The organism is Xanthomonas sp. NCPPB 2586 (assembly GCF_041475775.2).
Lineage (GTDB): Bacteria > Pseudomonadota > Gammaproteobacteria > Xanthomonadales > Xanthomonadaceae > Xanthomonas > Xanthomonas campestris.
Genome location: NZ_CM192981.1, coordinates 773,809 through 796,963, shown reverse-complemented (window position 1 = coordinate 796,963; position 23,155 = coordinate 773,809). Strand labels below are relative to the sequence as shown.

General features: G+C 64.9%; 21 protein-coding genes and 1 pseudogene. 7 read left to right on the top strand and 15 right to left on the bottom strand.

Annotation, left to right across the window (positions count from 1 at the left end):
• Window positions 1-122: 122 nt before the first annotated feature.
• Window positions 123-313: pseudogene (locus ACCQ09_RS03440) on the top strand (hypothetical protein); the annotation flags it as partial.
• Window positions 314-441: 128 nt separating this feature from the next.
• On the opposite strand, the gene ACCQ09_RS03435 reads toward ACCQ09_RS03440, so the two are convergent.
• The 5 genes from ACCQ09_RS03435 to ubiE all read right to left on the bottom strand — a co-directional run bounded on the left by ACCQ09_RS03435 (window position 442) and on the right by ubiE (window position 6,280).
• A complete protein-coding gene (locus tag ACCQ09_RS03435; protein WP_014509025.1) occupies window positions 442-1,065 on the bottom strand; it encodes an HAD family hydrolase in 624 nt (207 codons plus the stop codon).
• A gap of 3 nt (window positions 1,066-1,068) precedes the next feature.
• Entirely contained in the window at window positions 1,069-1,788 is a 720-nt protein-coding gene (locus ACCQ09_RS03430; RefSeq protein WP_011038578.1) for a hypothetical protein, read from the bottom strand.
• A gap of 625 nt (window positions 1,789-2,413) precedes the next feature.
• The gene (locus ACCQ09_RS03425; protein ID WP_201030873.1) at window positions 2,414-4,363 is read right to left on the bottom strand and encodes a M1 family metallopeptidase; all 1,950 of its coding nucleotides are present in this window, start codon (window positions 4,361-4,363) and stop codon (window positions 2,414-2,416) included.
• Window positions 4,364-4,437: 74 nt separating this feature from the next.
• Entirely contained in the window at window positions 4,438-5,328 is an 891-nt protein-coding gene (locus tag ACCQ09_RS03420; protein ID WP_012437339.1) for a GGDEF domain-containing protein, read from the bottom strand.
• 190 nt (window positions 5,329-5,518) lie between these two features.
• A complete protein-coding gene (ubiE, locus tag ACCQ09_RS03415; RefSeq protein ID WP_014509029.1) occupies window positions 5,519-6,280 on the bottom strand; it encodes a bifunctional demethylmenaquinone methyltransferase/2-methoxy-6-polyprenyl-1,4-benzoquinol methylase UbiE in 762 nt (253 codons plus the stop codon).
• An 87-nt stretch (window positions 6,281-6,367) separates the two neighbouring features.
• Here ubiE and ACCQ09_RS03410 point away from each other — a divergent pair, with 87 nt between their 5' ends.
• The 5 genes from ACCQ09_RS03410 to ACCQ09_RS03390 all read left to right on the top strand — a co-directional run bounded on the left by ACCQ09_RS03410 (window position 6,368) and on the right by ACCQ09_RS03390 (window position 10,601).
• Window positions 6,368-8,017 (top strand): MFS transporter, encoded by a 1,650-nt coding sequence (locus tag ACCQ09_RS03410; protein ID WP_011038582.1) that lies wholly within the window; start codon window positions 6,368-6,370, stop codon window positions 8,015-8,017.
• Entirely contained in the window at window positions 8,014-9,105 is a 1,092-nt protein-coding gene (locus ACCQ09_RS03405; protein ID WP_011038583.1) for an HlyD family secretion protein, read from the top strand. The genes ACCQ09_RS03410 and ACCQ09_RS03405 overlap by 4 nt, the downstream gene beginning before the upstream one ends.
• A 25-nt stretch (window positions 9,106-9,130) precedes the next feature.
• Complete coding sequence (locus ACCQ09_RS03400; protein ID WP_011038584.1) at window positions 9,131-9,631, top strand: GNAT family N-acetyltransferase; 501 nt, start codon at window positions 9,131-9,133, stop codon at window positions 9,629-9,631.
• Window positions 9,628-10,083, top strand: a complete 456-nt coding sequence (locus ACCQ09_RS03395; RefSeq protein ID WP_011038585.1) for a nucleoside deaminase — start codon at window positions 9,628-9,630, stop codon at window positions 10,081-10,083. Before ACCQ09_RS03400 ends, ACCQ09_RS03395 begins: the two co-directional genes overlap by 4 nt.
• Window positions 10,084-10,301: 218 nt before the next feature.
• Window positions 10,302-10,601, top strand: coding sequence for a hypothetical protein (locus ACCQ09_RS03390; RefSeq protein WP_228428421.1), 300 nt, complete (start codon window positions 10,302-10,304; stop codon window positions 10,599-10,601).
• 257 nt (window positions 10,602-10,858) lie between these two features.
• On the opposite strand, the gene hslU is transcribed toward ACCQ09_RS03390, so the two are convergent.
• From hslU to ACCQ09_RS03345, 9 genes are all read right to left on the bottom strand, one after another.
• The gene (gene hslU, locus ACCQ09_RS03385; protein WP_011038587.1) at window positions 10,859-12,226 is read right to left on the bottom strand and encodes an ATP-dependent protease ATPase subunit HslU; all 1,368 of its coding nucleotides are present in this window, start codon (window positions 12,224-12,226) and stop codon (window positions 10,859-10,861) included.
• 111 nt (window positions 12,227-12,337) lie between these two features.
• Window positions 12,338-12,889 carry an ATP-dependent protease subunit HslV gene (hslV, locus tag ACCQ09_RS03380; protein ID WP_011038588.1) on the bottom strand — a complete coding sequence of 184 codons (552 nt, stop codon included), beginning with the start codon at window positions 12,887-12,889 and terminating at the stop codon, window positions 12,338-12,340.
• A gap of 458 nt (window positions 12,890-13,347) precedes the next feature.
• A protein-coding gene (locus tag ACCQ09_RS03375; protein WP_087942080.1) for an IS3 family transposase occupies window positions 13,348-14,492 on the bottom strand; the annotation gives its coding sequence in 2 pieces (ribosomal slippage) (window positions 13,348-14,255 and window positions 14,255-14,492; 1,146 coding nt in all).
• Between the two features lie 435 nt (window positions 14,493-14,927).
• Complete coding sequence (gene xerC, locus ACCQ09_RS03370) at window positions 14,928-15,896, bottom strand: tyrosine recombinase XerC (protein WP_080640009.1); 969 nt, start codon at window positions 15,894-15,896, stop codon at window positions 14,928-14,930.
• On the bottom strand, window positions 15,889-16,557 hold the full coding sequence (locus ACCQ09_RS03365; protein ID WP_016944790.1) for a DUF484 family protein: 669 nt from the start codon (window positions 16,555-16,557) through the stop codon (window positions 15,889-15,891). Before ACCQ09_RS03365 ends, xerC begins: the two co-directional genes overlap by 8 nt.
• Window positions 16,554-17,408 carry a diaminopimelate epimerase gene (gene dapF, locus ACCQ09_RS03360; RefSeq protein WP_040940619.1) on the bottom strand — a complete coding sequence of 285 codons (855 nt, stop codon included), beginning with the start codon at window positions 17,406-17,408 and terminating at the stop codon, window positions 16,554-16,556. Before dapF ends, ACCQ09_RS03365 begins: the two co-directional genes overlap by 4 nt.
• Window positions 17,398-17,664, bottom strand: coding sequence for an LPS translocon maturation chaperone LptM (lptM, locus tag ACCQ09_RS03355; protein ID WP_040940618.1), 267 nt, complete (start codon window positions 17,662-17,664; stop codon window positions 17,398-17,400). The genes dapF and lptM overlap by 11 nt, the downstream gene beginning before the upstream one ends.
• 39 nt (window positions 17,665-17,703) lie before the next feature.
• Window positions 17,704-18,108 (bottom strand): YbaN family protein, encoded by a 405-nt coding sequence (locus tag ACCQ09_RS03350; protein WP_040940617.1) that lies wholly within the window; start codon window positions 18,106-18,108, stop codon window positions 17,704-17,706.
• A 614-nt stretch (window positions 18,109-18,722) separates the two neighbouring features.
• Entirely contained in the window at window positions 18,723-20,837 is a 2,115-nt protein-coding gene (locus ACCQ09_RS03345) for a S9 family peptidase (RefSeq protein ID WP_040940581.1), read from the bottom strand.
• Window positions 20,838-20,946: 109 nt separating this feature from the next.
• Between ACCQ09_RS03345 and ACCQ09_RS03340 the strand changes: the two genes are divergently transcribed.
• Entirely contained in the window at window positions 20,947-22,131 is a 1,185-nt protein-coding gene (locus tag ACCQ09_RS03340) for a pyridoxal phosphate-dependent aminotransferase (RefSeq protein WP_016944789.1), read from the top strand.
• Window positions 22,132-22,184: 53 nt separating this feature from the next.
• On the opposite strand, the gene ACCQ09_RS03335 is transcribed toward ACCQ09_RS03340, so the two are convergent.
• Window positions 22,185-23,141 (bottom strand): hypothetical protein, encoded by a 957-nt coding sequence (locus ACCQ09_RS03335; protein WP_228428300.1) that lies wholly within the window; start codon window positions 23,139-23,141, stop codon window positions 22,185-22,187.
• Window positions 23,142-23,155: the final 14 nt, after the last annotated feature.

Genomic DNA, 23,155 nt, shown 5'->3' with positions numbered 1-23,155 from the left:
CCAGGCGCGAAGCCGATGTCCAGCAGCCAATCGCCCAAACGGCGGCCAGGTGCGCCTCCTCGCCGGACAGCTGCATCGATGCCAGCGGTGCGGCGGCGAAGCGGCGAGGCGGGCTTCGCCCTAGATGCATCACGGACAGCCTGGCCGGACAACGCCAGCCGCTGGCGACATGGGTGGCCGGTGCGTTGCCAACCGACGCCTGCGCATTGCCGGCCAGTGTGTCGATCGACGACCTTCGCCGCCTGTTCGCCGACCCGGCCTGCAGTTCCTGCGCCATCGCCCGGGCGTGCGGCTGCCGGACCCGGCCGGCGAAGCCACTGCAACGATCTATCTCTAACGAGCTCTTTGCCGAAAGTCGCCCTAGGAATTAGTCAGCGAAGCCCGGGACGTCCAGGCGTCGAATCAGCATCAGCTACCGCGCCTGACCAGCAAGACGGGAGGCTAACCCTGCCACTGCGCCAGCAGCTGCGCGCAGTCGCGCAAGCGCCAATCGGCCAGGCCGGGCCACGGGTCGCCCGGCGTGTTGACCAGGACGGTGCAGGCACCCACCGCGCGGCCGCAGGCCAGGTCATTGCAGTGGTCGCCCACCATCACCAGCGCGCTGCCTTCCACCGCCCAGCGGCGTGCGAAGTACTGCAATCCGTCCGGTGCGGGCTTGGGTGCGGCCTCGTCGCGACCGACGATGTCGTCCCAGGCAAAGGCATCGCCCAGCCCGAGCGCCTGCAAGGTCACCTGCGCCAGCGTGCGGGCATTGCGCGTCAGCAGGCCCAGCCGGCAGCCGCTTGCCTGCAGCGCACGCACCAGCGCCACCGCACCCGGCGCAGCACGCGCGCCTTCGGCCAGCGCGCGCTCGTGCTCCAGCAGCCAGGCGTGCTTGGCCTGCGACTGCGCCGCAGGCAAGGCGGCCAGGTGATGCAGGATGTCCGCCTCGGGCGGGATCTGCAGTTCTTTGCGGATCAGCGCGAAGTCGTGCACGGCCTCGGTCAGCGTGCCGTCCATGTCGAATACCCAATGCCGGCAGCTGCGCAAGGCCGGTGCAGCCCCTGCCGGAACGGTGCCATCCATGCGCTATTTCCAGCCCGGCAGTTGGGTGGTATCCAGCCCGCCCACCTCGAACTCGGCGGTGCGCGTGCCGCCGGCCTTGACCGGGAACGCGATGCTGATGCGCTTGGCGCCGCGCACCAGTTTCCACAGCGCCTTGTCGTCGTCGATAAACATGGCGATCGCCTCGTCGGTATCAGGCCGATGTGCCGCCATCGGGCGCGCCGCGCCACCGTCCACCGACACCTGCACCTTGCAGCCGCGGTAGCAATTGAAATCCCCGGCCTTCAGCACGAGATAGCTGTGGCGCTTCCACTGCGGATGGTCGCGAAACACCAGGCTCACCGGCTTGGGGCCGCTGCCATCCACATCCACGCGCTGCTTGGCATCGATCATCGCCGAGCGCTGCGTGCCGCCCTTGGCCGGCACCTGCGAGTACTGCCACAGCGCCTGCATGCGGCGCAGCTCGCGCGCCTGCTCGCCCTTGGCCTTGATCTCGGCATAGCCGGCCTCCACGCGGGTAGCGGCCGGCGTGCCGGCGTAGCCTTCCAGCAGGGCGGCGCCATGCGCGCGCGCCATGTCCCAGTTCTGTGCCTGCACCGCTGCGTCGTACTGCTTGGCCAATGCCTCGGCCTCGTGTTCCTTGGCCTGCGCCTGCGCGGCTTCCTGCGCCTGGCGTTGCGCCTCGCGATCGGTGCAGCCACTCAGCGCCGCGACGCACAGGGCCGCACTCAACAGATATTTCATCGTCGACTCCAGGGCAAATTCAATGGCAACGATACCAGCCTGCCCCGATGGAATTGATCAAGGGCATGGGCGTATCGCGGTGACCGCAGCGCCCGCGATCAGACGGGGCGACCAAGCACCATAGGAGCGCACTTGTGGGCGATCGGGCTTTACCGGGAACGCCTCATCGCGCACAAGCGCGCTCCTACGGGGCGTGGAGCGTTTGAGGATGCGGCGTTGCGTGCGCAGAGGAGCCCACGCTCTCGTAGGAGCGCACTTGTGCGCAATCGGGCTTCACCGGGAATGCTTCATCGCGCGCGAGCGCGCTCCTACGGAGCGTGCAGCGTTTGAGGGTGCGGCATTGCCTGCGCAGAGGGGCCAACGCTCTCGTAGGAGCGCACTTGTGCGCGATGGGCTTTATCGGGAACGCGGCATCGCGCGCGAGCGCGCTCCTACGGAGCGTGCAGCGTTTGAGGATGCGGCGTTGCCTGCGCAGAGGGCCCACGCTCTCGTAGGAGCGCACTTGTGCGCGATGGGCTTTACCGGGAACGCCTCATCGCGCGCTAGCGCGCTCCTACAAGGGCGATTGCGCACACGCGAGACCGATGAAACAACGGGAGGGCGTAGGCAACGCCCTCCCCGGCCATTACGGCTGCGCTGGCGGCGCGGCCTTGGCCTTGGCGATCATCTCGGCCACCGACGCGGTGGTGATCGGGTGGTAGCTCGGCTTGGCCTTTTCGAAGGCCTGCTCGGCGAAGGTGATGCCGTCCGGGGTCTTCAGCAGCTCGGCATAGATCGGCAGCACCAGCTTGCGACGGCCGACGCGTTCGATGAACTCGCCCGCGGCCGGGCGTGCATCGATGTAGCCGCTGCGGATCGCCAACGGATACCAGCGCATTGCGATCTCGCCGTTGGGCGTGCCGGTGAAGTGGTAGGCATCGTCCAGCTGCTTGAGTTGTTCGGGCTTCAAAGTCGCGCCCATGCCGCTGAGGAAATGCACCCACTCCTGCGTGCCCCATTCGCCGGTGACCTGCTTGTTGGGCAGCGTGCCGCTACCGCTCCAGGCGATACGTGCGGTGTCCACGATCGAGAAGCTGCGCGAGCGTGCCTTGGCGGCGAAGGCCGGGATGCCCGGCTGCTTCAACCAGGCGTCCACTTCGGCCGCGCTCACCGTGTTGGGATGCTTGGCCAGCAGGTTCTTGTTGAGATAGTCGACGAACTGGTCGGTGGTCGCGCTCTGGAACGCATGATCGTCGAACCAGCCACGCAGGAACGGGTCGAACACCTCGCGCCCGAAGCGCTGTTCCAGGAACTGCAGGAACCACGCGCCCTTGACGTAGGCCACCTGGCTCAGCGCTTCATCCGGGTCGCGCTCGGCCAGCGGCGGCAGCGCCAGGGCCTGGTCGGCCGGCGCCATGCCCTTCACTTCGGCCAGCAAATCACCCTGGTCGATCTCGCGCTCCATCTCGGCCATCTCGTTGCCGTACAGCGCTTCGGTGATGCGGCCCTGCACGTAGGTGGTGAACCCTTCGTTCAGCCAGATGTCCTTCCAGCTCGCATTGGTCACCAGGTTGCCCGACCAGCTATGCGCCAGCTCGTGCGCCACCAGCGACACCAGCGACTTGTCGCCCACGATCACCGTCGGCGTGGCGAAGGTCAGGCGCGGGTTCTCCATGCCACCGAACGGGAACGACGGCGGCAGCACCAGCATGTCGTAACGGCCCCAGCGATACGGGCCGTAGAGTTTCTCGGCGGCACCGATCATCTTCTCGGTGTCTTCGAATTCCTTGGCGGCCTTGTCGGCCATGCTCGGCTCGGCCCACACGCCCGAGCGCGCGGAGATCGGCTTGAACACCACATCACCGGCAGCGATCGCCAGCAGATACGAGGGAATCGGCTCGGGCATCTTGAAGCTGTAGTCGCCGTCGCGCGCGGCCTTGGGGTCGTTGTCGGCACTCATCAGCACCATCACGTCCGGGCGCGAGGTCACATGCGCGCTATAGGTGAAGCGCACGCTGGGGGTGTCCTGCAACGGCACCCAGCTGCGCGCGTGGATCGCCTGCGACTGGCTGAACATGAAAGGCAGTTGCTTGCCTTCGGTCATCGCCGGCTCCAGCCACTGCAGGCCCGATGCGGTGGGCGCGGTGTGGTAGGTGATGACGACCTTGGCCGGCTGGTTGGGGGTTTCGATGGTGAGCTTGCTGCCGAAGGTCTTGTCGGCCGGCGCCAGCACGAACTGCAGTGGCGACAGCGTGCCCTTGCCATCGTCGGCCTGCACCTGGGCGATGCTGAGCTCGCGCGTATCCAGCACCAGCTGCTTGGCGGCCTTGTCCTTCCAGTCCAGCGTGTAGGTGGCGGTGCCGCCGATCTGCTTGGCGTCGAAATCCAGCTTCAGATCCAGCGCCAGGTCCTTGATGACCACCAGCTGCGGCTGGGCGTAGGAGCTTTCGTCGTGGTTGCGGGCGTCTGCTTTCACGGGAGCCTTGGCGGTGGCGGCCGGGGCGGCGGCAGTGGACGCCGGCGGCGTGGATTCGTTGGAACAGCCGGCCAATGCAATGGACACGGCCAGGGACAGCGACAGGAACGGGAAGCGCATCGAAGGCACCGCAGCAAAGGAATTGGTCATTTTAGCGCCCTCGCCCGGCCGCTGCCCGTGCTGCCGTGGGCCGATCACGCCACCGGATGGCTGCGCGGGGCGTCGTGGCCATCGCGCACCAGCCGCCGGCCACCGGAGAACTTGGCGCGGTACATCGCCGCATCCGCACGCCGATACAGCTCGGTGGCGTCGATCCCCACCTCGCACACCGCACTGCCGGCGCTCACGTGCAGCGGCGCCTCTTCGGCATCTTCGCGCTCCAGCATCGACAGCCACTGATTGAGCTTGAGCGTGGCTTCGTCTTCGGAGGCATGCACGCCGATCAGGAATTCGTCGCCGCCCCAGCGGCCGATCCAGTCCTGCGCACCCAGCCAGCCGTAGGCCGATTCGACCAGGCGCACCAGCACGCGGTCGCCGGCCAGGTGGCCGAAGCGGTCGTTGATCGGCTTGAGGTTGTCCATGTCCAGCACGAACAGCACGAACGGCCAGCCTTCGCGTTGCGCGGCGGTCACCGAATCGCGCATGGCCTGCTCGCAACCGCGGCGATTCAGGGCTTCGGTAAGCGGGTCGAACAGCGCGTGCCGCTTGAGATCGCGCATGCCCGCGTCGATGCCGCGCAGGCTGCGGTTGATGCCGCGCAACAGGCGGCCCAGTTCGTCATCGCCGTGCTCGGGCAGCGTGGGCAAGCGTTGATCGGCGTAGTACGCATCCAGCGCATCGGCGGCGATGCGCAGCGGCGCCAGCAAGCGATACAGCGCCGAGAGCGTCAATGCGGTGCCGGCCAGCGTGGCCAGCAAGGCCACGATCACCACCGACCACAGCGGCCGCCCGTCCAGCTCGCTTTGCGCGGCCAGCCAGGCGATCAGCAACAACAAAGGCAGATGGATGCCGACGAACGTCACCGCCAACAGCTTGGCGCTGAAGGAGCGGGGAAACAGGCGCGACAGCCCGGCGTACAAGCGCATCCATGTCTCCGGCAAAAAGAACGTCTAGTGTCGCCGACGGTTTGTGGAGCCAACGCGATGGATGTCTCAAAATTCCGTCGGTCAGCGCGCGCAAATGCGTCGATTCACGCGCGCAAGCGAACCCAAGCGTGCATGCAGCGAGGAGTGCAGTGGAGCGACACCGGCGCGCTGGCACGCGCCGGCCGGTGCATCAGATCTTGTAGCCGGAATGGATAGCCACGATGCCGCCGGTGAGATTCTTGTAGTGGCACCGCGCAAAGCCTGCCTCGCCCATCATGCCCTTGAGCGAATCCTGCGGCGGGTGCTTGCGGATGCTCTCGGCCAGGTACTGGTAACTGTCGGCATCGCGCGCGAACAGCTGGCCCAGCTTGGGCAGGATCTTGAACGAATGGAAGTCGTAGATCGGCTTGAACCAGTCGGCGGTGACTTCGGAAAATTCGAGCACGCGTGCCTGTCCACCTACCTTCAACACGCGGTACATCTCGCGCAGCGCGGCGTCCTTGTCGGTGACGTTGCGCAGGCCGAAGGAGATGGTCACCAGGTCGAAGCTCTGATCCGGGAACGGCAGCGCTTCGGCATTGCATTGCACGTAATCGAAGCCGGCCACCAGGCCGCGGTTGGTCAGGCGGTCGCGGCCCACCGAGAGCATCCCGGCGTTGATGTCGCCCAGCACCACCGCGCCTTCGTTGCCCACGCGCTCCTTGAGCAGCACGGCGATATCGCCGGTACCGCCGGCCAGATCCAGCACGCGGTCGCCCGGCTTCACCTGCGCGGTGGCCACGAAGTAGCGCTTCCACGCACGGTGGATGCCCAGGCTCATCAGATCGTTCATCAGGTCGTAGTTGCGTGCGACCGAGGTGAACACTTCGCCGACCAGCTTCTGCTTGTCCTTTGCTGCGACGTCGCGGAAGCCGAAATGGGTAGTACCGGAGGTGTAGGGAGATTCGCTCATGGGCGGATTATCGCACTGCTGACGCCACCATGACCGCAACGGGACCACAATCACGACTCTTCCTGCGACGGCCCCAGCGAGCACTTGGTGCGCGACAAGTACGTTCAGCGCGACTGGCAGCCCCATGAGAAGCCCACCCTGCCTGGGTCGGCCTCCACGCCGCTGCACCCGACCCGGCGACGCATCCAGTACGGCCTGGTCGGCGTGGTGGTGGCGCTGACCGGTGGGCTGAGCAATGCGCTGGTCACCGCCAACCTGCCCTATCTGCAAGGCACGCTGGGGGCGTACGCCACTGAAATGGCCTGGCTGCCGGCCGCCTACGTGATGACCAACATGTCGGCCAACCTGCTGCTGGTGAAGTTCCGCCAGCAGTTCGGGCTGCGGCGGTTCACCGAGATCTTCCTGGCGCTGTATGCGGTGATTGCCTTCGCGCACCTGTTCGTGCACAGCCTGAGTTCGGCCATCACCGTGCGGGCCGCCCACGGGCTGGTGGGCGCGGCGCTCAGCTCGTTGGGGCTGTACTACGTGATCCAGGCGTTCCCGGCCAAATACCGGCTCAAGGCGGTGGTGACCGGGCTGGGGCTCACCCAGTTGGCACTGCCACTGGCGCGGGTGTTTTCCACCGACCTGCTGGAATTTGGCGAATGGCAGGGGCTGTATCTGTTCGAATTCGGCCTGGCGGTGTTTGCGCTGGCCTGCGTGCTGGCGCTCAAGCTGCCGCCGAGCGACCGGTACCGCGTATTCGAGCCGTTGGACTTCCTCACCTTCAGCCTGTTCGCTGCCGGCGCGGCGGGATTGGCCGCGGTGCTCTCGCTGGGCCGGCTGCTGTGGTGGACCAGCACGCCGTGGCTGGGCGTGGTGCTGGCGGCCTCCATCGTGCTGCTGTGCGCGGCCGCATGGATCGAACACAACCGCCGCAATCCGATGATCAACACGCGCTGGCTGGCCAGTGCCGACATGCTGCGCCTGGGCCTGGCAATCCTGCTGATCCGCCTGGTGCTGTCCGAACAGAGCACCGGTGCGATCGGCTTCTTCCAGACTCTGGGGTTGGCGAACACCCAATTGCAGACCTTGTTCGCGCTGATGTTGCTGGGCGCGGTGGTGGGCGTGGTGGCCAGTGCCTTGCTGATCAATCCGGCGCGCATTGCAGAGCACCTGATCATCGCGGTGGCGGCGATCTGCATCGGCTGCTTCATGGATGCGCGCGCCACCAGCCTGACCCGGCCGGAACAGATGTATGTCAGCCAGTTTCTGCTGGCGTTCGGCAGCACCTTCTTCGTGGGCCCGGCGATGGTGGCCGGCATCGGCCGCGTAGTCACCCAGCCGCGCAACCTGATCAGTTTCATCGTGTTGTTCGGCATGGCGCAGAACATGGGCGGCCTGCTCGGCAGCGCGCTGCTGGGCACGCTGCAGGTGGTGCGCGAGAAATATCACTCCAGCCAATTGGTCGAGCACCTGGTGCTCACCGACCCACAGGTGGCCGCGCGCGTGCAGGCCTATGCCAGCGTGTACGGGCGCGCGATCGGCGACCCGGCCCTGCGCCAGGCGCAAGGCGTGCGTGCACTGGGCACGGTGGCCACCCGCGAAGCCAACGTACTGGCCTATAACGATGTGTTCCTGTTGATCGGCTGCATTGCCATTGCCACCGGGTTGTGGATTCTCTCCGTGCTGGTGTGGCGCCGTTATCTGCGCCCGCCGGTTGCCCCCTCTCCTTCTGTTCCGACTGCGCGCCCATGAATACACCTGCCGACACCGCTCCAACCGCCGCACAGAGACGGCGTCGCCGTCGCCGCCGTCTGTATGGCGTGCTCGGGTTCGGTGGGCTTGCGCTGATCGGCGTGGCGTTGGTGCTGTATGCGTGGCGGCTGCCGCCGTTCACCAGCGCGGTGGAGCGCACCGAAAACGCGATGGTGCATGGCCAGGTCACGGTGATCGCGCCACAGGTCAGTGGCTATGTCACGCAGGTGCCGGTGCAGGATTTTGCGCATGTGCGCCGCGGCCAGCTGTTGGCAAAGATCGACGACCGCATCTATGCGCAGCATTTGGAACAGGCCAAGGCGCAACTGCAGACCACGCAGGCCAACCTGGCCAACTGGGAACAGCAGCGCCACAGCGCCGAGGCCACCATCGCCGAGCAACGCGCCACCCTGAGCAGCAACCAGGCCCAGCGCGATCGCACGCGCTCGGCGTATGCACGCGCGCAGCAACTGGCCAACCAGAAACTGGTGTCCGAGCAGGACCGCGACACCGCATTTGCCGCGCGCGCACAGGCCGACGCCGGCGTGGCTCAGGCGCGCGCCGCAGTGCAGGCCGCCGAAGAGAACGCGCGCAGTGTCACCGTCAATCGTGCAGCGCTGGAAGCGGCGGTAGCCAATGCGCAGGCAGCCGTGCAGCTGGCACAAATCAACCTGGACAACACGCGCATCCTCGCGCCGCGCGACGGCCAGCTGGGTCAGCTCGGCGTGCGCCAGGGCGCCTATGTCACCAACGGCACGCAGTTGATGGCCTTGGTGCCGGACACCTTGTGGGTGGTGGCCAACTTCAAGGAAACCCAAATGGCCAATGTGCGTGTGGGCCAGCGCGCCAGCTTCACCGTGGATGCGCTGGCCAATGCGCGCCTGCAGGGCCGCGTGCAGGAGATCTCGCCAGCGGCCGGCTCCGAGTTCAGCGTGTTACGCGCGGACAACGCCACCGGCAACTTCGTCAAGATTGCCCAGCGCATTCCGCTGCGCATCAGTGTCGATCCCGGCCAGCCGCAGGCCGCGCGGCTGCGTCCGGGCATGTCGGTGGTGGTGGCCATCGACACCGCCCAGCGCGCCGAGTAAGCAACGCAGCCGTTATGATGCGGCGATGACTGTTTTGGCCCCCTTTCCTGTGCACTGGCGCGCACTGCGCTTTGCCGAGCTGGACACGCCCCAGCTCTACGCAGTGCTGCGGCTGCGCACCGATGTGTTCGTGGTCGAGCAGCACTGCGCGTACCCGGAGCTGGACGGCAAGGACACCCACGCCGAGGTGCTGCACCTGCTCGGCACCACGGATGACGGTGCGCTGGCCGCGTACCTGCGCGTGCTGCCGCCCGGGCTGAGCTATCCCGAACCGAGCATCGGCCGCGTCGTCATCGCTGCCGCACACCGCGGCCATGGGTTGGCCCACGTCTTGTTGCGCGAAGGCCTGCGCCTGGTGCAGGCCCAGTGGCCCGGCCGTGCCGTGCAACTGGGTGCGCAAACGCACCTGCAACACCTCTACGCCGCGCATGGTTTTGCGCCCACCTCTGCGCCGTATCTCGAAGACGGCATTCCGCATATCGACATGCTGCGTCGCGCCGACGCAGCCACTCAGGAGCTTGCATGATCACCACACCCGACTACCGCGCGCTGCTCGACACCGCCATCGCCGAAGCCCGCCAGGGTCTGGCCGAAGGCGGCATCCCGATCGGGGCCGCGCTGTACCACAGCGACGGACGTTTGCTTGGCTGCGGCCATAACCGCCGCGTGCAGGAAAACGACCCTTCCGTGCACGGCGAGACCGATGCATTCCGCAAGGCTGGTCGCCAACGCCGCTACCAGGACACCATCATGGTCACCACGCTGGCGCCATGCTGGTACTGCAGCGGGCTGGTGCGGCAGTTCAATATCGGCACTGTGGTGGTGGGCGAATCGGTCACCTTCCAAGGCGGCATCGACTGGCTGCGCGAGCATGGTGTCAACGTCATCGATCTGCACAGCCAGGAGTGCATGGACCTGCTCGGTGGTTATATCGCCGCCAATCCGGATGTGTGGAACGAGGATATTGGCGAAGACTGAGTCCGTGCTGTGGTGGCGCTGGCGGTTGTCGTTGCAGCGCCATGGTGCGTTTGTGCCGTAACTGGATGCGCCAGGCGGCCAGCAACTCCTGTGTAAAAACGTCTGGCCGGCCAGGATCTTCGCAGCAGGTGACGTTCGCCAATGCCCTGCCCCGGCCTGTCAACGCGCGTTGACATGCCCAGCGCTACGCTCGCGCTTCACACAGGGGGAAGGCGTCGATGGCAGCAGTGGATGTGGTGGTAGCGAGTGGCGCTGCGGCGCTGCCGTTTGCGTTGGAGCGGGCGCCGGCAATGCGGCAGCTGGCCGCAGTGAACGGCGGGCGGGCGCTGGATGTGCCGCTGGCGAGAGACGCCTTGCCGGCATTGGAAGCAAGTGACCTGACAGAGAGCGACGCGGCCGCGCAGACCGCGCGCCAGGGTGAGAACACCCTGCCGCCCGCGGCTGCCGACCGCGCACTGCACGCGCATGTGCAGCTGGGCGCACTGCTGATCCGGCGCTACAGAGACAGCCTGCGCTGATTGTTTCGCCGCGAGAGCCGACTGACGGCAGCGAGCGGCGCTGCTGAAGCCAGCCGTGAGCGGATCTAATGTGCGAGCGCGGTGAGCCGCAGTGAAACGCGCGAGCGATGCCGCTGGCACAGCGATCGCGTTTGGGCGATTCCTGCGGCTTTGCGTGGCGCTTTAAAGACGTGATCGCCGCAAAAAAAGACCCGCCAACGGCGGGTCTTCTTACAACTGCCGGTCTGCATGCGTTACCGCAAGCAGACCGCACAGGGTCACAAGATGTAACGGCTCAGATCCGGATCCTGGACCAGCTCGCCCAACTGCGCATCCACGTAGGCCGCATCCACGGTGACGCTCTGGCCATCGCGGTCGGGCGCCTCGTAGCTCAGCACATCGAGCAAGCGCTCCAGCACCGTATGCAGACGCCGCGCACCGATGTTTTCCTGCCGCTCGTTCACCTGCGCGGCAATCTCGGCCAGGCGGTCCACCGCATCGGCGCCGAAGGTCAAGGCCACACCTTCGGTCTGCAGCAAGGCTTCGTACTGTTTGATCAACGCCGCCTTGGGCTCGGTGAGGATGCGCACGAAATCGGCCTTGGTCAGCGCGGTCAATTCCACGCGGATCGGGAAGCGGCCCTGCAATTCCGGAATCAGATCGCTGGGCTTGGCCAGATGGAACGCGCCCGAAGCAATGAACAGGATGTGGTCGGTCTTGACCGTGCCGTACTTGGTGGACACGTTGGAACCTTCCACCAGCGGCAGCAGATCGCGCTGCACGCCCTCGCGGCTGACATCGCCACCGGACGAACCGGCTTCACCACGTTTGGCCACCTTGTCGATCTCGTCGATGAACACGATGCCGTGCTGCTCGCACGCCTCGATCGCCGCGGTGCGGATGTCGTCTTCGTTGACCAGCTTGCCGGCTTCTTCCTCGATCAACAGCGGGCGCGCGGCCTTGATGGTGAGCTTGCGCTTCTGCGACTTGCCGCCACCCAGGTTGGAGAACATCTGCCGCAGCTGCTGGCCCATTTCCTCCATGCCCGGCGGGGTCATGATGTCCATGCTGGCGTTGACCGCCACTTCCAGTTCGATCTCGCGCTCGTCCAGTTCGCCGTTACGCAACATGCGGCGGAACTTGATGCGGGTTTCATTGTCCTGCGCCGACGGCTCATGACGCGCCGCCTCCGGGTCGAAGCCGATGCCGGCCGAGCGTCGCGGCAACAATGCATCCAGGATGCGATCTTCGGCGCGCTCTTCGGCCTGGTTGCGCACGCGCACCTTGGCCTGCTCGCGGTACAACTTGACCGAGGTATCGGCCAGGTCGCGAATGATCTGTTCCACATCCTTGCCGACGTAGCCCACTTCGGTGAAACGCGTGGCTTCCACCTTGACGAACGGCGCATTGGCCAGCGTGGCCAGACGCCGCGCGATCTCGGTCTTGCCCACGCCGGTGGGGCCGATCATCAGGATGTTCTTGGGCATCACTTCGTTGCGCAATTCTTCCGGCAACTGCATGCGCCGCCAGCGATTGCGCAGCGCAATGGCCACCGCACGCTTGGCATCGTGCTGGCCGACGATATGGCGGTCGAGCTCCTGCACGATTTCGCGCGGAGTCATGGTGGCGGTATCGATATTAGGCATTGGGGATTCGAGATTGGTAAAAGCGGAATAGGAATGATCAAAGTGTCCGAGTGGCTATCAGAACCCAGGAATGCAGTTGCAAATCCCGAATCCCGACTGCCGAATCACGATTCACAGCTCTTCAACCACCACATTGCGATTGGTATAAATGCAAATATCGCCGGCGATGTTGATCGCCTCGGTGGCAATGGTCTTGGCGTCCAGCTCGGTGTGCGCCAGCAGCGCGCGTGCGGCAGACAGTGCGTACGAGCCGCCGGAGCCGATCGCGATGATGCCGTCTTCCGGCTCGATGACATCGCCGGTGCCGCTGATGATCAGCGAGGTTTCCTTGTCGGCCACGGCCAGCAATGCTTCGAGCTTGCCCAGGCGGCGCTCGGTGCGCCAATCCTTGGCCAGCTCCACGGCGGCGCGGGTCAGTTGGCCGTGTTTGTCCAGCTTGGCTTCGAACAGTTCAAACAGGGTGAACGCATCGGCGGCTGCACCGGCGAAACCGGCCAGTACCTGGCCGTCGCGGCCGAGCCGGCGCACCTTGCGCGCGTTGCCTTTCATGACCGTATGGCCGAGGGTGACCTGACCATCGCCGGCGACGGCGACATGCCCGCCACGTCGGACCGAAATGATGGTGGTGGCGTGAACGACGTTGGGGTTCTGGCTGGGATCCATGGGTCCTCCGGGGGTTTCCAAAGAGGTGGGGACGCCCCTGCCGGGTTCAAGCGGGATGCAACGAAGGAAGAGAGTGATGCCGGTGGTGCAGGTAACAAGTAGCGGGTGGCCATTGGGCCATTGGGCCATTGGGCGAATAGAGTTGGAGTTGGAGAATGGACAGGCGCGAAGTGCGCACACGCTGGCGGAGCGCACCGACCGCCACCCAAGCAGGTGACCGCATGCCATCCGTATAGCCCCTCTCCCGTCGGGAGAGGGGTTGGGGTGAGGGTACGGCCGCTTCAATTGATTGCATGCCCAGTGAGTCAACACGCTCTATTGGCGACTTGCAGAGATGTCTCGAAAACAGCTGCGCTTCTCGCACCCATCATTGAAACGTCGCGCTGTTTAACCGCGGTTGCCTTGCGCGCGGCATTTGAACTTCAATGGGACTGATACGCCCAGGGTTCCGTAGACACTCAAGACCCTCGTTGCGCGTAGCGCCGTTCAAACTCTACAGGTGACAGGTCGCCAGTTGAACCGTGGCGGCGGTTGGGGTTGTAGAACATCTCGATGTAGTCGAATACCTCGGCGCGAGCGGCGTCCTTGGTGGGATAGGTCAGCCGCCTGATCCGCTCGCGTTTGAGCAGGCCGAAGAAGCTCTCCACGGGTGCGTTGTCGTGGCAGTTGCCACGCCGACTCATGCTGCACACCAAGCCATGGGACGCCAGGAAACTGCGCCAGTCATCGCTGGTGTAGACAGACCCTTGGTCCGAATGAACCAAGCAACCAGCGTTGGGTTTGCGCCGCCACACCGCAGACAACACCGCCTGCACGACCAACTCGGTGTCGGCCCGATCGCGCATCGCCCAGCCGACGACCTGCCTGGAAAACAGATCGATCACAACAGCCAAATACATCCAGCCTTCATGCGTGCGGATGAAGGTGAAATCGCTCGCCCAGGCCGTGTCCGGCTCCGTCACGTCGAACTGTCGGTCAAGCAGGTTGGCCGCCGCCTTGCACTGCATTCCTCCATGGAAGCGCGGTTTGCGACCATAGCCCACCTGGGCACGCAGTCCCTCGGTGCGCATCAGCCGATGCACCCGATGACGACTACAACGCTCACCCAGATCGCGCAGATCCGTGGTGATCTTGCGATGCCCATAGACACTGCCGCTGGCCAGCCAGTGGTGCTTGATTAGTCCAAGCAAGCGATCATCTTCCTTGGCGCGCTCACTGTTGGGCGAGCACAACCAGGCGTAATAACCCGACCGGTTGACCCGCAATACCCGGCACATTGCACACACCCTGAATTCCCCGCAGTGGGCTTGCATGAAGGCGTACTTTGCCTTTACCCCTTGGCAAAGTACGCGGCGGCCTTTTTTAGGATGTCGCGCTCCTCGGTCACTCGACGCAACTCTGCCTTCAGCCGCCGAACCTCGGCGCTCTGGTCCACCTCGGCGCGATGCACCACGCCAGACTTGCCGAACGTGCGCAGCCAGGCGTACAGGCTGTGCGTCGTGACACCCAGCCGCTCGGCGACTTCTGCCACCTTGAACCCACGATCAGTCACTTGCCGGACCGCCTCGATCTTGAACTCATCCGTATACCGCTTGCTGCTCATAGACACCTCCGAATCGACCATTTTCCATGGCCTTGAGATGTCTAGGAAACCCTGGGCGTATCAGACACAGCGAACTCTGAGGTTCTCCAACTTTCCCAAGACGCCAAGCAGCGTCTGCACAGGGACCCTCACCCCAACCCCTCTCCCCGAGGGGAGAGGGGCTAGAGCGGAGCACACTTCATGAGCTGCCAGCTATCCAAGCACTGCTTTACCGCTGTGATGGCCCAATCAGCTGGACTGGGCCGCTAGCTGGACTGAGTTATCAACGGTGGTGGCTTTACCAGCGGTACTTGTTTTGCCAACTACTGGCTTTAACAGCTGCATCGGCTCTATCAACGGCACCTATGCTGGACCGGGCCAGCACCAGCGTCTCGATCACAATAGCTGGCCGGCAGGCTGATGACGTCTCTCACACTCACGCGCAGAGGCGCGCACTCATTCCGTCGCCTTCTTGCGCTTCGCCCGCGGATGCGCAGCGTCGTAGACCTTGGCCAGATGCTGGAAATCCAGATGGGTATAGATCTGCGTGGTGGCGATATCCGAATGCCCCAGCAACTCCTGCACACCGCGCAGGTCGCCGGAGGATTCCAGGATGTGGCTGGCAAAACTGTGGCGCAGCATGTGCGGATGCACGTGCTTGAACATGCCCTGGCGCACCGCCAGCTGCTTGATGCGGATCTGCACCGCGCGTTGCGAGATCGCACCGCCCGCACGCCCCGGGAAGACATGCGTTTGCGCGCTGCCGCCGCTGTCGCGCTGCCAGGCGCGCAAGGCCGTCACCGCATGCGACCCCACCGGCACCAGGCGTTGCTTGCCGCCTTTGCCGAGCACCGTGACCAGGCCGCTGTCCAGATCCAGATCGCGCCAGCGCAAGGCGCACAGCTCGCTCAGGCGCAGCCCGGAGGAATAGAACAGCTCCAGCAAAGCGCGGTCGCGCAGGCCCAGCGGCGCGTCGGTTGGCACTTCCACCAGCCGCACCGCTTCATCGGCATCCAGCACCTGCGGCAATTTGCGCGGCGCCTTGGGCGCACGCAACGCAGCCGCAGGGCTGGTCGCGATGCGGCCATGCTTGAGCAACCACGCGTAATAACTGCGGCAAGCCGACAGGCGACGCTGCAGGCTCTTCGGCGACAACCCGCGCCGGTGTTCGGCAGTGACAAATTGCCGCAGCTGCGCGCTGTCGAGCTGCGCGACATCCTCGCTGCCCTGCGCACTTGCCCAACCGATCAGCGCGGCAAGATCGCGCCGGTAGGCATCCAGCGTATGTGCCGAGACTTGCCGTTCGATCTGCAGATGCGCCAGGAAGGGCTCTACCGCAGACAACGTTGCATCTGCGCCGGGCCCGGTCGTCGCTTTCGGCGAGGAACCCCGCGCATCCGCAACCGGCGGCGCTGTCTCAGGCATCGAAGCGCTGCAGTGCCACCACCAGGGATTCGCCCATCATGCGCAGGAACAACGTGCCCATGCCCGGGTAGAACCGATTGGCGTCGCTGCTGCCCACCGCGATCAGGCCGATGCCCGGCAACGGCAGCAACGCGGTGGATTGCACCTCGCCGGCGTGCGCGCCGTACAACAGGGCGTGTTTTTCGGCTTGCAGGCGGCCGCAGATCGGCTCGCCATCGGTGAGGCAATCGCGAAATGGCGCCAGGCGCGCGTCATCGGCCGCCATCACCTGCAACCAGTCTGCCTCCAGCCCGGCGACCGGTTGCAGCAACACCAGCCGCACCAGTTCGCCATTGAAATCTTCCGCCAACGACGCGGCCATCGCCTTGAGCGTGTCGGCCGGGGTGGCCTGGCGCATCAGCGCGAGCGTCAGTTGATGCGTGCGCACCGCCAGCCGTTCGTTGACCTGCGCATTGCTGCCCAGTTCGTGCAGGCGCCGCGACAACTCGCGGTTCTTGTCGCGTAGCACTTCCAGCTGGTACGTGGCCAGGGAGGCGGTGGGGCCGTCGTCGCGCGGCACCAGCAGGCTTACCGCCAGATCCGGGAACTGCTTGAGGAAGGTCGGATGGCGACGCAGCCAGTTGGCGACGTCATGCGCGCCGAGTTTGTCGATCTCGCTCATTGGTTCCACTCTCCATCGAAGACGAACACGGCAGGCCCGGACATCACCACCTGCGCCTGCTCGCCGGCCCAGCGGATCCGCAATTCGCCACCCGGCAAGGACACCCGCACATCGCGCTCGACACGGCCCCGATGCATCAGCACCACCGCGGCTGCGCACGCACCGCTGCCGCAGGCGAGCGTTTCGCCAACGCCGCGCTCGTACACGCGCAACCGCACATGCGCCGGGTCCACCACCTGTGCAAACCCGACATTGACCGATTCGGGAAACGCCGCGTTCTGTTGCAGCAACGCACCCACCCGCTCCACCGGGGCCGCATCGACCCGGCCAACTTCCACCACCGCGTGCGGGTTGCCCATCGACACCGCGCCAAAGCGCACGGTTTCTCCGTGCACGGGCAGCGCGTATTCGTCGCGCGCATGGGCAAAGCCGGCCAGCGGAATCTGCGTAGGCTCGAACTGCGGTACGCCCATCGCCACCGAATATGTGCCCGCGTCCAATCGCTCGACGCGGTGCGCGGTGAAGGGGCTGTCGATGGTGAAGACATCGCCCTGCGCGGTGCCCTCGCGCACCAGCCACGCGGCCACACAGCGCGCGCCATTGCCGCACTGCTGCGAGTGTGATCCGTCGGAATTCCAGATGCGGTAGGCGGCCACCGCCTCGGCACTGCGTGGCGCTTCGATGGTCAGGATCTGGTCGCAGCCCACACCGAAATGACGATCCGCCAACCGCGCGGCCAGGCTGGCATCGGGCGGCGGCGTGCCATCGCGCAGATCCAGCACCACGAAATCGTTGCCGGCGCCATGCATCTTGGTGAAACGCAAGCGCCCGGTGTGGACGTCAGCGCTCATTGCCGCTGCTGGCGGGCTGATCCGTGGTCGGCGTGGTCGGCGCGGGCTGGGTGGTGCTGTCGGCCGGCGCGGGCGCAGGCGTCTGCGATTCGTCCAACGGTTGCGGTGCATCCGGCGGCTGCAGCACGGGCTGGGCCTCTACCGGCACCGGCTTCTGCGGCATCACCAGCGGGCCCTTGTTGCCGCAGGCGGCGAGCAGGACGAGGGTCGCACCCACCAGTGCGAGACGAACAGACGGTCGGGACATAATGCTCATGCACCGGAGTATAGCCAGAACACCCTGACTGCCGTGCGCTCAGTGCGGCGCAGGCGTTTGCAATGCGCGCGGCGGCGGCTCCGGGCGCAGCCACAGCCAGATGGCCACCACCGCCATGCTGCCGATCGACAGGCATTTGACCCACAGCACCGGCACGCACCACAGCATGATGGCCGCGCAGATGGTCATGGTAAGGGTCGCCATCCATTTGGCCTTGCGGCTCACCGCGCGATAGGTCTGCCATTCGACGATGGCCGGGCCAAAGCGCGGGTGCGCCAGCAGCCAGCGGTGCAGGCGTTCGGAGCCGCGCGAGGCGGCCCAGGCGGAGATCAGCACGAATACGGTGGTGGGCAGGCCTGGGACGAAGATGCCGACAATGCCGGTGGCCAAGCTGGCATAGGCCAGCAGCCACCACGCCCAGCGGAATCGGTTCGGTCGCGTCATGGGGGAATGATACGGCCAGTGGTGGGGGTTGGTGGGTGGATGGTTTTTGTTGCAGGTGGGTGTGGGGTGCGCTTGTGCAAGAGCAAGTGCAGAGCTTTCGCGCCTGTGGCGCGAGTTCCTTTTGTCTTGGCAAAAGGAACCAAAACCGCTGTCGCCGACGCGATCCGGTGCGATGAAGCCGCACCGGTGCCCTGCGCTCCTCACCACGCGTGGCACGGCGCCCAAACTCGCTGCGCTCAGACAAGGGCGCCTCTTCGGCCCCGCGCGGCTGCGGTGCTCGGCTCGCTTTAAGGCGACGTTGGTGGAGCGAGAGCATCAGCAAAAGCGAGAGCAAGAGCAGGAGCAGGAGACAAAAACGAAAAAACGGTGAGGAAAAACGCTAGGTGGGACGGCGGGCAGCGAAGCAGGAAGCAGAAGCGACAAGGGAACAGAAAGAAGGACGACGTAAAGTGGGAAGTGGGAAGTGGAGGCGGAGGCGGAGGCGGAGGCGGAGGCAACACCAGCCTCCCGCATCCACCGTCCCCTGACATCCAAGCAAATAGCTAATCGCTAAAAGCCCGCGCGATCTGCTCTTACGAATCCCAAATCCCAACTCCCCAATCCCCGCCCCTCAACTATTTGACGCCCAGCTGGTCCAGCACGAAGGCATACGATTCGGCCAGTTCGCGGTAGCGGCGGAAGCGGCCGGATTTGCCGCCGTGGCCGGCTTCCATGTTGGTGCGGAAGACGATCGGGTAGGTGCCGGTGTTGTCGTCGCGGAGCTTGGCGACCCACTTGGCCGGTTCCCAGTACTGCACCTGCGAATCCCACAGGCCGGTTCCGACGAACATCGCCGGGTAGGCCTGCTTGCGCACGTTGTCGTACGGGGAATACGACAGCATGTAATCGTAGTAATCCTTGGTTTCCGGGTTGCCCCATTCATCGTATTCGTTGGTGGTCAGCGGGATGCTGGCATCGAGCATGGTGGTGACCACGTCCACGAACGGCACCTGCGCCACCATCACCCGGTAGTCCTGCGGGGCCATGTTGGCCACCGCGCCCATCAGCAGGCCGCCTGCGCTGCCGCCGGAAGCCGCAACGCGGTCCTTGGCGGCGTAGCCCTGTGCCACCAGGCCGCGGGTGATGTCGACAAAGTCGTTGAAGGTGTTCTGCTTGTGCAGCAGCTTGCCGTCGTCATACCACTGCCGGCCCATTTCCTGGCCACCACGGATGTGCGCGATGGCATACACCACGCCGCGATCCAGCAGGCTCACCGCCGGCAGGTTGAACGCCGGGTCCATCGACATGCCGTAGCTGCCGTACGCGTACTGGAACAACGCGGCAGTGCCGTCTTTCTTGAAGCCTTTCTTGTAGACCAACGACACCGGCAGCTTCACGCCGTCGCGCGCGGTCACCCAGACGCGTTCGGTCACGTAGTTGCCGGCGTCGTAACCGATCACCGGCTGCTGCTTGAGCAGCTTGCGCTCGCCGGTCTGGGTATTGAGTTCGTAGGTGGTGGCCGGTGTGGTCAGCGAGGTGTAGGTGTAGCGCAACCACGCGGTGTCCGGCTCGGAGTTGACCGACAACCCCATCGAATACGCCGACTCGTCGGTCTTGACGTACTCGTGGCTGCCATCGCGCTTGAGCAGGCGGACGCGCTCCAGGCCACCGGACCGTTCTTCGATGGCGGTGAAGCCATCGAACAGTGCGTAGCTTTCGATATACACGTTCGGGTCGTGCGCCACCCAGTCGGTCCACTGCTTGCGCGTGGTCGCATTGGTGGGCGCGGTGACCAGCTTGAAGTTCTTGGCGCCATCGGCATTGGTGCGGATCACCCAGCGGCCACCGAAATGCTCCGGGTGGTATTCGACGTCGCGCTCGCGCTTGGCCAGCACGGTGAAGGTCTCGGGTTTGTCGGCCGGCGCGTAGCGGGTTTCCGAGGACACCGTGCTCTCCACGCCGATGACGATGTACTTGTCGTCGCGGGTGCGGGAGATGCCCATGTAGAAGCTGTCGTCCTTTTCCTCGTAGACCAGCACGTCGTCCTTGGCCGGCGTGCCGAGCACGTGCTTCTTGACGCGCACGGTCAGCAGCGTTTCCGGGTCGTTTTCCACATAGAACAAGGTCTTGTTGTCGTCGGCCCACACCACGTTGGCGGAGACGCCTTCCACGGTGTCCGGATAGACCTCGCCGGTCTCCAGGTTCTTGAAACGGATGGTGTACTGCTGGCGGCCCACTGCATCGTCGGCCCAGGCCAGGATGCGGTTGTCCTGGCTGACTTCGGCATCGCCAACACTGAAGTAGCCCTTGCCCTCGGCCAGGGTGTTGACGTTGAGCAGGATCTCTTCCGGTGCGTCCATGCTGCCCTTGCGGCGCGCCTGGATCGGGTAGTCCTTGCCGGCCTCGTAGCGCGTGTAATACCAGTAGCCACGCTCGCGGTACGGCACGCTGGCATCGTCCTGCTTGATGCGCCCGACGATCTCGGTATACAGCGTGTCTTCCAGCGGCTTCAGCGGCGCCATCAAGGCGTCGGCGTAGGTGTTTTCGGCGTTGAGATACGCCAGCATGGCCTTGTTCTCACGCTTGTCGTCGCGCAGCCAGTAGTAGTCATCGTTACGGGTGGCACCGAACGGGGCCTTGACCACGTGCGGATGCTTGGCCACGTCCGGCGGCGTCGGGAGGGCGGCAAGTGCGGAAGGAACAGAGCTGGTCATCAGGCTGGCGATCAACAAGGTCAGGACAGGTTTCATCAGATTGGGGTCCGTTGGATGAACGCAATGCCATCCCAGCGCGCGAGTGTGGAAGAGGCCGCCGGGGAGCGTCATGTGTCCGAGGTCATGCTGGTCTATCATCTTCGCAATGGACTCACTGCTTTCGCCCGTGTCCGGCTATAGCCGCCGCAGCCAGGACATCGCGCCCTTCCATGTGATGGCCCTGCTGGCACGCGCCAACGCACTGGAACAGGCCGGCCACGATGTCATCCACCTGGAAATCGGCGAGCCGGACTTCACCACCGCTGCGCCCGTGGTGGCCGCCGGCCAGGCTGCATTGGCCGCAGGCCACACCCGTTACACCGCCGCACGCGGGCTGCCCGCGTTGCGCGAGGCAATTGCCGGGTTTTACGCGCAGCGTTACGGCTGCCGCGTCGATCCCGAGCGCGTGCTGGTCACCCCGGGCGGCTCCGGCGCCTTGCTGCTGGCCAGCAGCCTGTTGGTCGACCCGAGCAAGCATTGGTTGCTCGCCGACCCGGGGTATCCGTGCAACCGTCACTTCCTGCGCCTGGTCGAAGGTGGCGCGCAGCTGGTGCCGGTGGGCCCGGACAGCGACTACCAACTGACCCCGGCGCTGGTGGATGCCTGCTGGACGGCCGACAGCGTTGGCGCGTTGGTGGCCTCACCGGCCAACCCCACCGGCAGCGTGCTCTCGCGTGCGCAGTTGGCCGCCTTGTCGCAGGCCTTGCAGGCGCGTGGTGGCCACCTGGTGGTGGATGAGATCTACCACGGCCTGACCTACGGCCTGGACGCGCACAGCGTGCTGGAAGTGGATGACAGCGCATTCGTGCTGAACAGTTTTTCCAAATACTTCGGCATGACCGGCTGGCGCCTGGGCTGGCTGATCGCCCCACCCTCTGCGGTGCCCGAGTTGGAAAAACTCGCGCAGAACCTCTACATCAGCGCCTCGTCCATCGCCCAGCATGCGGCCCTGGCCTGCTTCACGCCCGAGAGCATCGCCATCTTCGAAGCGCGCCGCGCCGAGTTCCAGCAACGCCGCGATTACCTGTTGCCTGCACTGCGCGCACTGGGCTTCGACATCGCCGTCGAGCCACAAGGCGCGTTCTATCTGTATGCCGACATCAGCGCATTCTCCAAGGACGCGCAGGCCTTCTGTACGCACTTCCTGGAAACCGAGCATGTTGCCTTCACTCCCGGCATCGACTTCGGCTTCCACCGCGCCAACCAGCACGTCCGCATCGCCTATACGCAGAGCCTGCCGCGCCTTGAGCAGGCGGTGGAGCGCATTGCGCGTGGGTTACGGCACATCTGAACGGAGATACGAGACGGGCTAACGCCACCCCGCTGACAGTGCAGTCTGCGTGCCTACTTGACTGGCCTACTCTGGCCCGCGTCATTGTGTGCCGTAGCCGCCAACTCGATGCGCCCGTCGGACCGTTTGCCGAGCAGCGCCCACAACTCCAGCCAATTTCCCTCGTGCGGCCAGCCGGAAAAATTGGCAACCATCTTTCCGTCGTGCATCAGATAGAAGGTCGGTGTACCCCAACTGTTGATCATTGACCAATCCGCCGTGTGGCGTGCCAGTACGATGGATTGATCCGTATGCGTCTTATTCCAAGCTTCAAGTACCTCATAATCAAGACGCAGCCCAACAGGCGCAAGCCATACAAGGTGGACCCCTTGCAAGAGCGGATGATGCCTCAGATCGTCCATGGCTCTCACTGAAAATCTGCAATGCGGATGGACGACCACGACCAGTATGTCTCCGCGCAACGGAATCTGGATTTCGCGCAGCCGCCTCTTGCCTTGATCAATGGCATAGGCATTGGGCCTAACCGTAGGCCCCGCCCTGACCACATCGGGTACCGGTTCAAATTCAATGCCGGGATGGGCACCTGCCAGTTGGTCTGCGTCCGCAAAGCGACGAAACTGGACAAGCGTCTGATGATAGCGCTTCAGCACATCAGGCCCGGCAGTGTCGCCAAATGCTTCCATGACTTCGATCATTTGCTGCAAATAGCGCTCGTCGTCAGTGTAATAGGCAAGGCGCTGGCTTGCCCGCGACAATGTTTCCAAGCCCGCCCTGGGGACGTCGGCAAGGCGTGGAGAGTCGAGTACCGGCGCAAACGCTGCGTTATAGGCGTCCGCCAAGCGTTGCAGGCGATCCTTGCGTGGCAGGCTCAGGGTCGCCTCGTCCAGCGCCACCAGGCGATCGTAAGCGTCATTCAACACGTCAACCGAGGGTTGCGCCCACGCCACAGAGCTAATGAGCAGTACTGTCGAGATAAAAAACCAGCGGAACCGACAATGGCCAATCGACATGGCACTGCTCTCCA